Annotated in this window: 11 protein-coding genes; 2 read left to right on the top strand and 9 right to left on the bottom strand. The window is 69.2% G+C overall.

Translation table 11 applies throughout. From position 1 onward, the window contains the following. Positions 1-8: 8 nt before the first annotated feature. The 7 genes from AOP72_RS03635 to AOP72_RS03605 all read right to left on the bottom strand — a co-directional run bounded on the left by AOP72_RS03635 (position 9) and on the right by AOP72_RS03605 (position 6,325). Positions 9-1,808: an AMP-dependent synthetase/ligase gene (locus AOP72_RS03635; RefSeq protein WP_084631231.1), complete on the bottom strand. Its 1,800-nt coding sequence runs from the start codon at positions 1,806-1,808 to the stop codon at positions 9-11. A gap of 139 nt (positions 1,809-1,947) precedes the next feature. Then, a complete protein-coding gene (locus AOP72_RS13690) occupies positions 1,948-2,259 on the bottom strand; it encodes an SHOCT domain-containing protein (RefSeq protein WP_202965638.1) in 312 nt (103 codons plus the stop codon). A gap of 175 nt (positions 2,260-2,434) precedes the next feature. Next, positions 2,435-3,862 (bottom strand): multicopper oxidase family protein, encoded by a 1,428-nt coding sequence (locus AOP72_RS03625; protein ID WP_238581595.1) that lies wholly within the window; start codon positions 3,860-3,862, stop codon positions 2,435-2,437. After that, positions 3,859-4,128 (bottom strand): SHOCT domain-containing protein, encoded by a 270-nt coding sequence (locus tag AOP72_RS03620; protein ID WP_152650238.1) that lies wholly within the window; start codon positions 4,126-4,128, stop codon positions 3,859-3,861. Before AOP72_RS03620 ends, AOP72_RS03625 begins: the two co-directional genes overlap by 4 nt. 109 nt (positions 4,129-4,237) lie before the next feature. Continuing rightward, positions 4,238-4,963: a M50 family metallopeptidase gene (locus tag AOP72_RS03615; protein WP_062132514.1), complete on the bottom strand. Its 726-nt coding sequence runs from the start codon at positions 4,961-4,963 to the stop codon at positions 4,238-4,240. Beyond that, the gene (locus AOP72_RS03610; RefSeq protein ID WP_193746344.1) at positions 4,960-5,946 is read right to left on the bottom strand and encodes an alpha/beta fold hydrolase; all 987 of its coding nucleotides are present in this window, start codon (positions 5,944-5,946) and stop codon (positions 4,960-4,962) included. The genes AOP72_RS03615 and AOP72_RS03610 overlap by 4 nt, the downstream gene beginning before the upstream one ends. Positions 5,947-5,986: 40 nt before the next feature. Further along, positions 5,987-6,325 carry a YrdB family protein gene (locus AOP72_RS03605; RefSeq protein ID WP_062132507.1) on the bottom strand — a complete coding sequence of 113 codons (339 nt, stop codon included), beginning with the start codon at positions 6,323-6,325 and terminating at the stop codon, positions 5,987-5,989. Positions 6,326-6,368: 43 nt separating this feature from the next. Here AOP72_RS03605 and AOP72_RS03600 point away from each other — a divergent pair, with 43 nt between their 5' ends. Beyond that, complete coding sequence (locus AOP72_RS03600) at positions 6,369-6,836, top strand: hypothetical protein (RefSeq protein WP_062132503.1); 468 nt, start codon at positions 6,369-6,371, stop codon at positions 6,834-6,836. 161 nt (positions 6,837-6,997) lie between these two features. Here the strand turns inward: AOP72_RS03600 and AOP72_RS03595 are convergent, their stop codons facing one another. Continuing rightward, the gene (locus tag AOP72_RS03595; protein ID WP_062132500.1) at positions 6,998-10,888 is read right to left on the bottom strand and encodes an SdrD B-like domain-containing protein; all 3,891 of its coding nucleotides are present in this window, start codon (positions 10,886-10,888) and stop codon (positions 6,998-7,000) included. A gap of 406 nt (positions 10,889-11,294) precedes the next feature. Here AOP72_RS03595 and AOP72_RS13745 point away from each other — a divergent pair, with 406 nt between their 5' ends. Next, positions 11,295-13,736 (top strand): helix-turn-helix transcriptional regulator, encoded by a 2,442-nt coding sequence (locus AOP72_RS13745; RefSeq protein WP_238581594.1) that lies wholly within the window; start codon positions 11,295-11,297, stop codon positions 13,734-13,736. Between the two features lie 34 nt (positions 13,737-13,770). On the opposite strand, the gene AOP72_RS03585 is transcribed toward AOP72_RS13745, so the two are convergent. Further along, positions 13,771-14,592 (bottom strand): SDR family NAD(P)-dependent oxidoreductase, encoded by an 822-nt coding sequence (locus tag AOP72_RS03585; RefSeq protein WP_062132492.1) that lies wholly within the window; start codon positions 14,590-14,592, stop codon positions 13,771-13,773. Between the last annotated feature and the right edge of the window lie 148 nt (positions 14,593-14,740).

The raw sequence follows: 14,740 nt of genomic DNA, 5'->3' as shown, positions 1-14,740 counted from the left end.
CGCGCTCGTCACGGACGACTGGGCGGCATCGCCTTCGAGTAGATCTCGTCGACCACGGCCGCGTAGTGAGCCATGATCACGGCGCGTCGGGTCTTGAGCGAGGCGGTGAGCTCCTCGCGCGCCTCGGAGAACGAGCTGGGCAGGATCCGGAACTCGCGAATCGACTCGGCGCGTGACACTTGGGCATTCGCGAGGGCGATGGCACGCGAGATCAGGTCCTGCACTCGGGAGTCGGTCGCCGCCTCCTCCACCGTCATGTCGGGCAGCTCGTGCTGCTTGAGCCATGCGGGCAGCATCGCCTCGTCCAGCGCCACCAGCGCGGAGACGAAGTGCTTGCCTTCACCCACCACCACCGAGTCCTGGATGGCGGGGTGCGAGCGCATGGAGTTCTCCAGCACCGCAGGCTGCACATTCTTGCCCGAGGACAGCACCAGGATCTCCTTCTTGCGGCCCACGATGTTCAGCGCGCCGTCGACGATCTCGCCCATGTCGCCGGAGGCGAACCAGCCGTCGCGCATGACCTCGGCCGTGGCCTCGGGCGAGTTCCAGTAGCCCTGGAACAGGCTCGCGCCGCGCAGCAGAATCTCGCCGTCCTCGGCCAGCTTCATCTCGTTGCCCGCGATGGGCCTGCCCACCGTTCCCATGATGTTGGCATCCTCAGGCGTGCCCATCGCGGCGGCGGTGGTCTCCGTGAGGCCGTAGCCCTGCAGCACGGTCACGCCGAGCCCCTGGAAGAAGTGCCCCACGTCCTCATTCAGGCGAGCGCCGCCCGCGAGCGCGTACTTGAGTTTGCCGCCCAGCTTGGCGCGCAGCTTCGACAGCACCAGCCTGTCCGCGGCGGCGAGCTTCATCCTGAGGCCGAGCCCCGGGGTGCCCGTCTCCGTGGCCTTCGCGTACTGGCGCGTGACCTTGGCGGACCAGCGGAAGATGCGCTTCTTGAGGCCGGACTGTGCCGCATCGGCCCTGTTGTAGACGGTCTCGAGCACGCGCGGCACCAGCACCAGGAAGGTGGGGCGGAACGTCCCGAGGTCGTCAGCGAGCGTCTTGTGGCTGGGGGCGAACCCGATGACGGTGCCGGCGGACAGCGCAAGAATCATGGCGATGCGGCCAAAGACGTGCGCGAGCGGCAGGAACAGCAGCAGCCGGGCGTCGTCGCCCGCGACGAACCCGCCGTAGCCGGGGTCGCGCTCGATGTTCAGCACCTGCTCGACGAAGTTGCCGTGCGAGAGCATGGCGCCCTTGGGGCGGCCGGTGGTGCCGGACGTGTAGATGATCGTGGCGATGTCGTCGCCCACCACGTCGGCGGTGCGCGCGTCGAGGTCAGCATCCGAGACCGACTCCCCTGCGGCTGCGAGCGCATCCAGGCCGTCGTCGTCCAGCATCACCATCGCGACCGATGCCTGGGTCACCAGCTCCGCGCGCTCGAGGGTGTCGACGGCGACCAGGCCGATGCCGGCATCGGCCACCATCCACTCCACCTGCGTGGCGGACGAGGACGGGTAGACGGGGACGCTCACGGCACCGGCGGCCATGATCGCGAAGTCCATGACCGACCACTCGTAGCGCGTGTCGCCCATGATGCCCACGCGGTCGCCGACCGTGATACCGCGGGCGATCAGTCCCTTCGCCACGGCGCGCACGCGGGAGTGGTACTCGGCCAAGGTGATCTGGCGCCAGGCGCCGTCCGGGTCCTTGACTTCGGCGAAGACGGCGCGGGGTGCAGCATGGGCGCGCGCGGCCAGCATGGCGGTGAGGTGCGTGATCTCGTCACGCTGGACCAGCGTTGGCGTCGACATTTCTGTGGGCATATCTCGATTCTAACCTACGGTCCCGTAGGTTAGCCGGGACAAGGTCCCGGTTTCGCCCCCAGCGCATCGGCCGTCCGCGCGAGCCGCAGGGAGAGGAATCCACGGTGCGACGACGGCCGATGCGGGTCAGGGCCGGGCGCTACTGGTCCAGCGCCTCCAGGCGTTGCTTGTACTCGTCGACGTCGATCTCGCCCCTGGCAAGCCGCTCGGACAGGATGGCGCGCGCGCTGGTCGCCGGCTCCACCTGAGCGGCGGGCGCGGCGGCGGACTGCTCGCCGAGCGCATCGGCCCGTCGGTCAGTCACCAGGCGCACGGTCAGGTACACGGCCGCGCTGATGGCGAGCACCGCCAACACCCAGAACACGCCCGACCAGATCACCGGTGCGACGCTGTGGTCGATCCCACGCATGAGCCTTCTCCCTTCGGGCACCCACGGTCGGGGTGCCGTCATGAATCCATGCTCGTCGCGGATCCTCAGAGGTTGCTGAGAACGGGCAGGGCGTTCTCAGGGAGTGTTGTCGCCATCTACGCCCGAGCACCTCGCCGAGCACGTGAGCCGCCGGGTCCTGACCCGTGTCTCCATCGCCCGACGACTACGGCACGGCCGCCTCAAGAGACGCCGCTCGTCAGCGGCTCTGCACCACTCCCATCATGCCCAGGTCCTCGTGGTCGAGGACGTGGCAGTGATAGACGGTGCGGCCCGGGAAGCGGTCGAACGCGATCCTCACGGTGACGGACTCTCCGGCGGGCACGTCGACGACGTCACGCGTGTCGACGCCCTCGCCGTCCACCAGCTGCATCGGCCAGGTATGCAGATGGAAGGGGTGATCCATCATCGTGACGTTGACCAGCGTCCACTCCTCGACGGAACCGACGTCGACCGTGTGGTCCACGCGGCCGGGATCGAAGGCGACACCGTCGATCAAGAACCTCATGCCGCCCCCCATGCTCATGGTGAAGGTGAGCGTGCGGGCACGGTCGATGCCGGCATCTCGCAAGTCGTGTGGAGGGCGCTGCGGGGGCACGACGGCACTGGGGGCAATCGCGGCGTCGGGCACCAGCGTGAGGATGGTGGCATCGGACTCCTGCGCGACTGCACCCATCATTCCCATGCCGACCCCGCCCCGCTCGTAGGCACGCGCCACCAGGGGCGTGGGGTGTGCGGGTCCCTCGAGAAGCACGTCCGCCCGGCTGCCCGGAGCGAGCACCAGTCGGTCGACCACCCGCGGCGGAACGAAGGCCCCCGAGTCGAGACCACGCACGGTCATCGCGAGACCACCCAGGTCCAGATAGCGGCTGGTGCACGCGTTCACCAGCAGGAGCCGCCCCGTGAGCCCGGGCGGGACTGGGAGGGGTGGGGACGCCAGCCCGTTGGTGATCACCATTTCTCCCACCCGGCCCTGGCGACGCTCGGCATCGGAGACAGCCGCGACGGCGCCCCTCGACAAGGTCACATCGGACACCACCACCACGCGCGGCGCTCCCTCGGACCAGTCCTCCTCGTCGACCACGATGGCGCCGTAGAGTCCCCCGAACACCTGGTCTGCGACGAACCCGTGGAGATGCGGGTGATACCAGAACACGCCGTGCGGGTGATCGTCTGGCAGAGAGATCTCGTAGTCGAACGACTCCCCCGGACCGATCGACACGAAGGGGTTGTCCCCGTTGCCGTCGGCGCTGACCACCAGGCCGTGGGTGTGGAGGTTGGTGGGCGTCTCGAGACCGTTGACGAGGCGAACGCGCAGCGTGTCCCCCGGGCGCAGGTGGAGCGTCGGTCCGGGGACCGTGCCGTTGTACGTCAGCATCCGCGCAGACCCGCCGCCGACGTCGACCGGCCTCTCGGCAACGGCAAGTTCGCACGTGAGGACGCCGTCGGAGGAGGCGAGCACCGCGGGCTCCGCCCATGAGGCCGCAGCGGCACCGCCCGGCACGTTCGTGGCCGACACTCCGGAGCGGAAGCCGGCCGATGTGACCCCGGCAATCCCAAGACCCAGCGACCCCACGCCGAGCAGGCCGAGGCCGATCGCTTGGCGGCGCGAGATCGGGCCCGTCACTGTCCCTCGAGAGCGCGCACTCGATCGTTGAACTCTGGGATATCGATCTCGCCGCGAGCGAGGCGCTCCTCAAGGATCTGACGCGCGGCCGGCGACCGTGACTGACCCGGCGCGGATGCCGCCGCAGAGTCGGACCGCTTGCTGTCGTCAGGCCGGGACGCGAGCCTTGCCACCACGTAGGCGAGAAGGCCGATTCCGATCGCGATGAAGAGCCACGACGCCCCCATCCACCAGAGGCCGCCCATTCCGTGTCCCCAGTCAGGCATGACTTCCTCTCCCGGGCGACTTCCTTGGCAACCCGTTCCCCTCCATCATCTCTCTTGGCCGCCCCCGAGACCACCCCCGGCCGTCTGCGGAACTGTGGAGGAGCGTCCGCTATCCCCCGATCACATCGCCCAGCATCAGCCAGGCCCCACCCGCGGCGCACGCGACCGTCACCAGCCAGAACAGGCCCACCCACACCAGTGCCGGCACGCGCGTGGTCCGAGCCAGCGCGTCGGCATCGGAGCCGCCGCCCTGGACGCCCCGCCGCGAGCCGTGCAACTCCACGACCGCACGCACCGCGCCCAGCAGCAGCAGCCACGTCACGCCATAGGCCACGCCCACGCGCCACGGGTCGGGCGCGGACCACGCCAGCCACCCGAAGCCGCCGATGGCGAGCACCATCACGAGAAATCCGTACACGTTGCGGATCTGCACCAGGACGAGCAGCAGCACCACCAGCAGGACCCACAGCAGCCCGAAGGCGTACCCCGCGCCGAGCAAGGCCGCCGCGCCCACGCCCAGCACCGCAGGGGCCGGGTAGCCCGCGAAGGCGGTGAGCGTGAGCGGCAGCCGCTTGGTCGAGCCCGAGTGCGTGGTGAGCCCCGAGGTGTCGGAGTGCAGGCGGATGCCGCTCACCTTCCGGCCGAGCAGCGTCGCAACCACGGCGTGACCCGCCTCGTGGGCGATGGTGACCACGTGACGCACCGCGTGCCAGGCCTGAGGGATCGCCAAGCAGACGATCACGGCCGCCAACGGCACCAGCGCGGCCACCGTCGATGCGACCACCGGGGTGGTCGCATCGGTCCAGATCGTGTCCCACACGTCAGCAACGTTCATTCGGTGTCTCCTTCTGAGGCGCGACCCGCGCCGATGCTCGCCCACCAGTCCTCGAGGATGCGCGCGTGGTCGGCCGGGTGGTCGATCCACGGCTGGTGCCCCGAATCCGGCATGACCCTCACCGTCGAGCCGCGGGCATGAGACGCCCATTCGCCGATGCGCTCAGGCGTGGCGAAGGGGTCGTGCTCCCCGGCCACCCACAGCGACGGCGCGGCCAACGACTCGATCTCCGCGGTGCTCGCCACCCACCCAGGGCGCGGGCCACGCCACGTGGCGGCCAGGCGCATCAACTGCATCTCGTGCGCGTACGTGGTGGTGTCGCGCGACAGCGCGTAGCGCCACTCGAGGTCCGCTGTGGAGAGCCCGCCGTTGCGCACCAGGTCGCCGTGGCCCATCGACTTGAAGGACCGGCGCAGGTCGCGCTCGTTGACGCGGTGCCGAGCCACCGCGCGTGCCACCGGAGCGAAGGTGCCCAAGCGCATCGAACCCGGCAGGTTCATGCCTTCCACCGCCGGCGCGCCCAGCAGCGCGACGCTGCGGATCAGCTCCGGATGACGGGAGGCCAGCACCAGCGCGACCAGCCCGCCCGCGGAGCTCGCGACGAGGTCCACGGGCTCGTCGCTCACGGCCTTCACCACTGCGGGTGCCCAGCCGTCGATCACCTCGCGCATGCGGTCGGGGGTGAAATCGTCGAAGTCCAGCGGATCGCTCAGCGCGCACCCGGGGCGATCCACCACGATGGCGCGAACGCCGCTCAGCTGCCCCACGAGAGGAACGAACACCCCACCCGCTGTGGGCGTGCCGTGGATGAAGACCACCGGCCGGCCCTCGCCGTGCTCCTTCGCGTGGACCCGGATCCCGAGCGCATCGGCCTCGATCCAGCGCTCCGTGGGCGACATGCCGTGGTGCGCCCACATGGCGGATTCGGCCGCGCGGTAGCGCTGCTCGCTGCCATCGGGGTCCGGTGCTGCTCCAAAGATCACGGTGCCATTGTGTCGCGACCCAGCCGGCGCATCGGCCGCCTCAAGGACGGTGGTCGCCGCGGCCGCGCCGAGACAGTGCGGTCCCCACGACCGCGAGCACCGCCTGGGCGATTGCCAGCACCGGCATCCCGACGGCCCAGAAGGCTGCGGCACCCACGAGCAGCAGCGCGACACGGACGGCCACCTGCGCACCATCCGGCAGCGGCATGCCCGCGCGCGGGGACAGGAACACGGCCCAGATGCCCATGACGGCCAGCGGCAGGCCGATGCCGACGATCCACGACCACACGCCCTCGTACGCGGCGAGCCCCCACCACGCCACACCGACGTACATGCCGAGCTCGGCCAGGAACACGGTCGCGCTGCCGGCCCCGTTCATGGACGCTCGCTGTTCATGCACACAGCGTGCCACGATCCATCACATGGGATCGCAGGTGGGGCGGCCAGGGTTGGGATCGGCGCTGGGGCGCGCGGTGCTGCTGGCGCCAGCAGTGTTCTTGCTCATCGGGCTGCCCGAGAACGTCGACTCCTGGGACTCACCCAACGCAAGTGTGCTGCCGAGCGAGCGGACCATGCCGGTGTGGGGCAACTCCGTGCTCGCCATCGTCACGGTGGCCGCGATGGCGCTCCTGGTGGCCGGGTGGGTGCAGCGGCGTTCGGCGGGAACCGAGGCATCTCGTGTCCAGGCAGCAGTCACGTGGGCCACGCTGGTGGGGCTGGCGGCGTGGTCGGTCGCCCTCCTTGCCTCCCAGGTGATCAGGCTGTTCCCCGACGACGGCGTGACCGGTCAGGGCTTCGGCATCTACATTGACGGCGTGTTCGCTGTCGCCGCACTTGCGACTGCGGCTGTCGTGATCCGCGACGCGTTCGCACTGCGCCGCGCTCAGTAGTCGCCTACCGGCCTACCGGCCCGCCTGCCAGTGCTGACTCCTTCACCAGAGCCGCTTCCGTCGCGCGGGAGCTCGGCAGCAGGAATCGGCCGCAAAAAAAGGTGCGGCGGCCGGGGGTGAGGGACCCCCGACCGCCGCGAGCGCTGTCACGCTGGGGGTGATCAGCCGTTCACGCGGCGCCGCCAGGCGAGCACGAAGGCCCCTGCCATGATCAGCAGCGCACTGAGGAGCACGGCTCCAGTCGCCTGAACGCCGGTCGATGACAGCACTCCGCCGGACTCGGACGGGCCTGTAGGCTCCCCGGGCTCGGACGATTCTGGGCGGACGAACCCGAAGTCGAGCGTGAGGTCGAACTCGCCCGCCTCCGTGAGTCCCTCGGACGATGCGGTCCACGAGGACGAGTCGCCCCCGCGATCCCCCTCCCCGGGGAGGGTGATGTCGAACTCAGCGAGAGCATCGGCCGATGCCTCGCGGTCGATCGCCACCGTGTAGGACTGGCCCTCCTCGAGGACCGGCAGGTCCGTGAAGAGGTAGCGGCCGTCCCGGTCCGTCACCTGCGGCTGGACCGTGCGGCCATCCACGTCGATGACGGGCTCGCCGTCGGGCCCGGTCAGCACCAGGGTGACGCCGGGGATCCCCGGCTCGCCCTCATCCTGACGGCCGTCGCGGTCCTCGTCGATCCACACGTAGTCACCCACGGCGACCGTGCCGGGTCGCAGCACCACACCGGCGTCCCACGTAGGATCCACACCCAGGAAGGCCTGGACATCGCCGTGCGGGTAGCTGGGGCCGGGGATCACCGCGGTGTTGGTCTCGCCGAGCGCGATCACGCCCGTCTCGCCAGTGGCGCGGTCGGCATCCGACTCCACGGTGCCGTCCTCGCCCATGTGGGGCGTGGTGAGGGTCCACATCTTGGCCTGCTCCTCGGTCAGCGTGAACCGCACGCGGTACTCACCTTCGGGAAGCAGGTCGAAGAGATAGCGGCCGTCCGCGTTCGTCGTGGTGGTGCGCAGCACCACGCCGGTGTCGGCATCGACCAGCTCGACGGTCACGCCGTCGAGCACGGCCTCCTCCGGCCCCTGGAGGCCATCGTTGTCCGCGTCGATCCACACGAGGTCGCCGATGGCATACAGCGGCAGCGGGTCGTTGAACAGCGTCACCGAGTTCGATCCGCCCTCGTCGTCGATGGTGACGACCACCGGCTCGTCTGCCAGCGCATAGCCGGCAGGCGGCATCGTCTCCGTGATGGTGTACTGGCCGGCGGGGATGCCGTCCACGGCGTCCGGGTCCTCGGGCACCACGATGGCGGTGTCCCCGCCGTCGCCCGCCACCATGAGCTGGCCACCCACCACGTAGGCCTCATCGGTGATGACGCCGTCCGGGCCGGTCACCGTGAAGCGTGCGTTGCGGTCGGTGATGCTGACCGTGGGGCGCTCCGAGTCCTGCTTGAGCACCATGAGCGGATAGCCGTTGGACGGGGTGATCGTCGCAGAGGCGTTGCCGATCGAGTTGGTGATGCTCACGTCCTCCGTGAAGTCCGTGACCTGCACCTTGAAGTTCACGGCGACCGAGGCGCCAGCAGGCAGCGTCGTGCCCTCCATCTGCTCGATCTCCACCGTGTTGTCAGCCTCGACCCACGTCGCCCGGACGTTGCCGCCCATGGCCTGAGTGTTGCTGCCGGTGACGTCGCCTGCCTCCAGCTGGGCGTCCGTCACGAAGCCCTCGAACGTGGTGCCTGCGGGCAGCGTGTCCTCGAGCGGGATGATGCTCACGCCCGAGTAGTTGCCGTGAGGGATCAGCTCGACGCGGTAGATGAACGATGCGCTCACCATCTCGCCCTCGCTGTCCAGCTCCACTCGCAGGTTGCGGGTCCACGTGTCGTCACCCGCGTACAGCAGCTTGCTCACCTCGAGCTCGTCTCCGTACGTGGTGGCAGAGCCCCGGGCCTCCGAGACCCACTCGTAGGCGTCCTCGTCGTCACCCTCGACACGAGCGGTGTTGCTCACCTCGAGGGTCTGCTTGCCCTGAATCACGTGCGTGGGCAGGTCGAACGAGAACTGCAGCCGGTCAGTGAGGGCGCCGGTCAGGTCCACTGATCCGGGCAGGTCCGCGCCGAACGTCGACGACGGAGTGAACACCAGGTCATCGCCGGAGAGAACGACGTCGAAGTCCGAGCCGGAGAGGGTCCCCTGGTAGTCATAGGTGCCCGTAATCGAGTCCTGGATCACGCCGAGGTCGCTGACGTCGAACACCGTGGTGTCCACCTCGTCGATCAGGCGTGTGGACGCGAGGTCGGGGACCGCACCGGCGGCCAGCGTGAAGGTGTACGGCACGTCCGCGCTCTCGCCCGGTCGCAGCACGATGGGAGACTCGGTGGTCTTCGTGAACTCACTCGGGTCGTTGATCACGCTTCCCGGAGCCTTCGGCACGAGCAGAGTGTTGCTCGCACTGCGACGGTAGGGAGTACGCGTGTCGCTGTAGTCGAAGTCCGCAGCGTTGGTCACGGTGTAGCGCGTCTGCACCTGCGGCTGGTTGCCCGGCTCGTTGACGGCCGTCAGGCCCTCAACGCTGGTGATGACCGCCTGAGCGTCGATCAGGTGGTTGGCCGCAGTGTCGCCTCCCACATTGATCATCAGCGTCTTGCCCGCGTCGATCACCTGGTACTGACCCACGCACGAATCGTCCGAGAAGTCACCGGCCGCGAGACACGTGCCATCCGCAGCCACGAGGCCGATCCCGTTGTCGCTGATGAACGCTGGTGACGCCCACTCGATCGATGCCGGCAGCGTGTCCGTGATCACCACGTTGCGCGTCAGTTCGTGCTGCGTGCCTTCGAAGCCCGCAAACTGCGTGAGATTCGCGCGGAGTCGGTACGTGACGTCGATGGGAGTCACGAGCTCCCCGTCGCCATCGACCTCGATCTCGAACGAACCCGTGGGAGTCACGGTCTTCGCGAAGGCCGCACCCAGGTTCGGCGTCGGCGCCGGCGCGATATACCCGCCGATGCCGATCGAGGCGTTGGAGCCCACCGAGCCGTCGATGACGGCATCGTTGCCGAAGACCACGGCGTAATTGCCGCCGGACTCCTCGTCGACCGCATCTGCCTGGGTCTGCAGGGCCGCTTCGAGAGCGGCCACCCGGCCGGGAATCACGGACGCGTCGTAGCGGATCTCGAGGACTGACTGCGCGGGAAGGTTGAACGCGCCGATGGTCATGGTGTCGCCGGTGACATCTGCCGCAGGGAGCGTGAATGGCGCCTCGGTGCGGTTGAGCCCGTCGGCGTCCCACGTCACGAGGGTGGCGACGACGCTCGCTGCGTCGTGCTGGAGGTAGTCGCTGATCACGTCGGTGATGGTGACGCCGGTACGGGCCGTATCGGACTCGATGCGGATCGTGTACGGAATCTCGGCGTCGACAACCGTGGGGTCCAGGGTCACGTCGCCCAGGGCGTCGCGGGTCACGAACGAGTTCAGGTTCGCACCGCCCACCGACTTGCCCTCAGTGTCGTTGAGGTCGGGACGGAACTGGTCTCCGGGCTCGCGCACGATGATGGTGAGGGAGTCCTCCACGCCCTCGAGCCGCCACGTGACGGTCTCGATTCCGGATCCCCCCGGACGAGCGTCGAACACGAAGTCGAACGCGATCACGCCCTGGTCGATCGAGTTGTCGAGCGGGTCCTTGAAGGTCATCACCACGTCGCCGTCGCCGTTGAGCTCCAGCGTGTCGACGATGGTGTTGCCGCCGGGCACCACAAGCGCACCCGCAGGAACGGTGATGCCGTCCGGCACCTCGATCACCACCGATGCGCCCGGCGTCAGGTCCGGGACCGAGTACTGCAGACGCGCCGTGTAGGACGTGCCGGTCTCGACGACGGGGTAGCCGTCGTAGGACTGAGAGCCGTAGTCGATGGTGAGCGTCACGCCATCCGACGTCGCTGCTGCGAACGCCGGGGAGTGGATGCCGGCGATCGCCAGCACCGTGGCCAGAGCTGCGGCCACCGTGGCGCGCCACGCGCGCACGGGTCGATTGCGGGTCGCGGTCGTACTGTTCATCCGGGGCATACCTTTTCCTCAGTCGCATTTCTCGTCCGAGACGCTCGACGCAGGTGAGGAGAATGGCGCGCGATAAGGCGGTACGGCTGATGCCGCACGGCGCACGAGCGCACATGTACAGACCCACCGGGCCCGGGATTCCCTCAGCTGCCGCAGTCCACGGCACCCTCGGTGGCGATCCATCGCTCACCGACTGCTCCAGTGGAGCATCGGGCCCCTACCTGGGTCTTCGCCTCCTGAAGAATTCACCCCCAGAATCACCCCCCGTCACCCCGCGCCTCACCCGACAACTCGCTCAAAGCGGACATGCCGTGCGCTAGCGTCGGCATCACAGCCCCAACCGCCACTCGCCTGGCACGCGCCCCGCACGTGCCCGGTGTGGCCTTCTCGCGAGGACGCTATGACGGTGACGCACCACGCACTCGGTGCAGGTGGCGACGGCATGTGGGTCGAGATCGAGCGCGCGGGGGCCCGCATGGCCTTGTCGGATCTGGCTTCGCTCACGGTGATCGCGACGATCCCGGGCTGGGGCCGCACCACATGGATGCGCCAGTGCCGCGCGCACCTGATCGCCGCGGAGGGTGCGCGCACCGCCTGGATCGGTTCGCAGCGGGCGCTCGAAGACCTCGTGAACGCCTCGCCGGAAGCCCTGGACGTGGTCTTCATCGACGATGCCGTGGTCACCGCCGGCGACGAACGATGGCAGCACATCGCCGCTCTCACCCGCGCACCGTCGCGACCGCGGGTGATCGTCTCGTCCCTCGACTGCCCACCACCGCTGCCTGGCCACGACGTCAGAGTGCTCACCGAGCGGGACCTCGCGTTCACGCCAGATGAGGTGGACCGTCTCGCCGCCGCCAACGAAGTGTCAGCCCCACCGGGCCTCTACGCGGCGTTGGCCACCCGCTATCGCGGCAGCCCTACGCTCGCCCGCCGCCACCTCGAGCGGCTGCGCGCGAACGAGCACAGCGCCCCGTGGGCGGGCCCCGACACTCGGCTGGACATCCACCTCGCACGCGAGCTGATCTCCCGCGTGCTGAGCAGGAGCCCATCGACCCCGGCCGAGAGCTCACTGGTCACAGTGATCACGCGGGCGTCACGGTTCCGGCGCGTCTCGGTGGACCTGCTCTCGCTTCCCGATGTCGACGAGGCGGAGATCGCGAGCCACTTCGCGCGCCTCACCGCGCTCCCCTTCGGCGATATCGAGGTGGACTCCGAGACGGGCCAGACCGTCTTCGAGTGGTCCGAGCAGGTGTGGACACTCGTCGAGCAGGAGCGCCGCGCGGAAGGCCTCGAGGTGCGCCTGCGTGACGCACTCGCCACCACTCGCGCACGCGGGCACCTCGCGATGCAGCCGTACTACCTGGTGCGGCTGGGCGAATTCTCGGCGGCCGATGCGCTCGTGTACGACCACTTCCGATACTTCCTGCTGGCCACCCACGACGTCACGGTGCAGGCCATCCAGGACGTGCCCTGGCGCACCTTGAAGGCATTCCCGAGCCTGCTGCTGCTCCTGGGCGAGCTGCGCATGCGCGCCACAGGCTCGGCCTCGGAGGCCGTGACGTACCACGCGGCCGCAGCCAAGGCCCTCGCGACTGTGGCCGCTGACACTCCCTTCGAGCGCCTGCGCCTCACCACGCGTCGCATGTTCGCCAGCGTGTCGCTCGGGGAGCGGGCCGAGACTCGTCGTCACCTCGACACTGTGGTCGAGCTGCTGGGCGAGTCTCCCGGGGATGGTGTGCTCGCCGAGTGCGTCCACGACCCCTCCATCATGACGAGGCTCGCGGCGGAGATGTACCTGCCGTTCTGGGCTGCGACGCAGATCGATGATCACGCACTCGGCATGCGGTTCGCCTCCATCATGCGGTCTCACGCGAACCCCCGCAGTCCCACCGCGATCGCCGAGCACCTCACCGCGCTCACCGAGGAGGTCTTCGCAGGCATCCATGAACCGCATGACGAGGACCTGACAGGCACCACCACGTCGCCGATGACGCTGATCGAGGTCGGAGACGACGCCCGTGCTCTCGATCGAATCCGCTTGCTCGCCGAACGCAGCGAGTCCTCCCCCTCGCGGTCCGCTGCCGAGGGCTTCGTGCTGTCGCTCCAGGCACTCGTCGCTCCCCACACGCTCACCCCGCACGCGAAGAGCACGCCGCTCGAACGGAGTCGACGGTTCTGGTCCGACGGTCAGCCCAGCACCGTGGTCCTGGCGTCGACGGCTTTCGCTCAGGTGGCGAGCGGCGATGCCGTCGGTGCCGAGCGCACCTTGAGGACCGCCCCCACTCGCGACTGGTTCACCGCCATGGTGGAGGCGATCGTGCTGCTGGTCACCGATCGCGCGGGCAAGTCGCTGACCCTGCTGGACGTCGCCGCGCGCCTGTGCGAGGCCCCCCGCGCGCACATCGTCACCGACGTTCTTGCTGTGGCCGCACTGCACCGCCTGGGCCAGCACGCCTACGCGATCGAGCGACTCGAATCGGCCTGGCACCGCACCACGCCCGGTCTCATGAGGTTCGCTCTCAGGATGGTTCCGGCCGAAGACTTCGCCGCCCTCACTGAGGACATGTCGGTCTGGAGCGCGGATCTTGCGGCCACGCTCGATGAGGCTCGGGCGGACGCGAGGCCCCTCAGCCACGTCACCACCGTGAGGTTCACCCGCCCCGACCTGGAGAACCTGGCGCTACTGCGCGAAGGCTGCACGAACGCACAGATCGCGGAGCGCCGGTTCGTGTCTGTCAACACCGTGCGCACGCAGCTGCGGCTGCTCCTGCGCAAGCTCGACGCGCACGACAGGGCCGATGCGGTGGCGAAGGCAGCCCGGCTGGGAGCGTTCGACCGGACCTGATCGCCGCATCTGCCGGCCTTGGCCCCGCCAGCGCTCAGACCAGAGTCGCGGAGCGCTCCCACAACTCGCGAGCCAGCGCGGCGTCGCCGAGCTCCCGGGCGACCTTCGTCGCGACCTTGTAGGACTCGTAGTAGCGGCCCGGCGCGAAGTCCACGCCCGGTTCGCCGGTGGCCAGCCACACCAGCTGGCCGGCGCCCTCGTCCGCGCTGATGGTGAAGAGGCGCTTGAGCGGGGTCTGGTAGAGCCATCGCATGTAGTGGGTCGTGCCGGCCGCGAAGCCGGTGGCGACCAGGCCCGGGTGAAAGGACACCGGCGCGATGCCGCGGTCGCCGTAGCGGCGCTGCAGTTCCTCGGCGAACAGGATGTTTGCGAGCTTGGCATTGCCATACGCCGTCTGGGGCGCGTAGTCCCGCTCTCCCTGGAGGTCCTCGATGTCGAAGTCGGAGAACCTGAGCGCCGCCGCGCTCGACGTCTGGATCACCGTGGCGCGGCCGGCCTCGAGAGCCGGCATCAGCTCCATGGTGAGCACGAACGGCGCGAGGTGGTTGACCTGATGCGTCTTCTCGTGGCCGTCGACGGTCAGCTCGCGATGGCCCATGATGCCGCCGGCGTTGTTGGCGAGGACGTCGATCGAGGGGTGCGCCCTCAGCAGTGTCGCGGCGAGGTCGCGCACCTGGGAGAGGTCCGCGAAGTCCGCGACGTGATGGGCGATGCCGACCTCGCGCGCGACCGCGGCCGTCTTCTCGGGGTTGCGACCCACGATGACCACCTCGTGACCATCCGCCGCCAGCCTGCGTGCCGCCGCCGCGCCGATGCCGTCACTGCCGCCAGTGATGACGATGGTCTTGCGGGACATGCGGGGTCCTCTCGTGGATCCTCGGTGGGCATGGAGCGTGACGCGTCAGGATACGTGCCCACCGAGGCCCGGCGAGCGCATCGGCCGGACTGCCCCGGCCAGACACGCCCTAGGCGACCCGGCGCATCCAGCCGTAGGTGTCCTCGTC

The organism is Demequina aestuarii, assembly GCF_000975095.1.
GTDB classification, from domain to species: domain Bacteria; phylum Actinomycetota; class Actinomycetes; order Actinomycetales; family Demequinaceae; genus Demequina; species Demequina aestuarii.
The sequence above is the reverse complement of the archived record's forward strand: the minus strand, read 5'-3'. Positions and strand labels throughout refer to the sequence as shown.

Excerpts from the sequence above, each read along its gene's own strand:
- AOP72_RS03595 (WP_062132500.1), bottom strand. The coding sequence starts at position 10,888 with ATGAACAGTACGACCGCGACCCGCAATCGACCCGTGCGCGCGTGGCGC.
- AOP72_RS03600 (WP_062132503.1), top strand. The coding sequence starts at position 6,369 with ATGGGATCGCAGGTGGGGCGGCCAGGGTTGGGATCGGCGCTGGGGCGC.
- AOP72_RS03585 (WP_062132492.1), bottom strand. The coding sequence starts at position 14,592 with ATGTCCCGCAAGACCATCGTCATCACTGGCGGCAGTGACGGCATCGGC.
- AOP72_RS03615 (WP_062132514.1), bottom strand. The coding sequence starts at position 4,963 with ATGAACGTTGCTGACGTGTGGGACACGATCTGGACCGATGCGACCACC.
- AOP72_RS13690 (WP_202965638.1), bottom strand. The coding sequence starts at position 2,259 with ATGACGGCACCCCGACCGTGGGTGCCCGAAGGGAGAAGGCTCATGCGT.
- AOP72_RS03605 (WP_062132507.1), bottom strand. The coding sequence starts at position 6,325 with ATGAACGGGGCCGGCAGCGCGACCGTGTTCCTGGCCGAGCTCGGCATG.
- AOP72_RS03620 (WP_152650238.1), bottom strand. The coding sequence starts at position 4,128 with ATGCCTGACTGGGGACACGGAATGGGCGGCCTCTGGTGGATGGGGGCG.
- AOP72_RS03635 (WP_084631231.1), bottom strand. The coding sequence starts at position 1,808 with ATGCCCACAGAAATGTCGACGCCAACGCTGGTCCAGCGTGACGAGATC.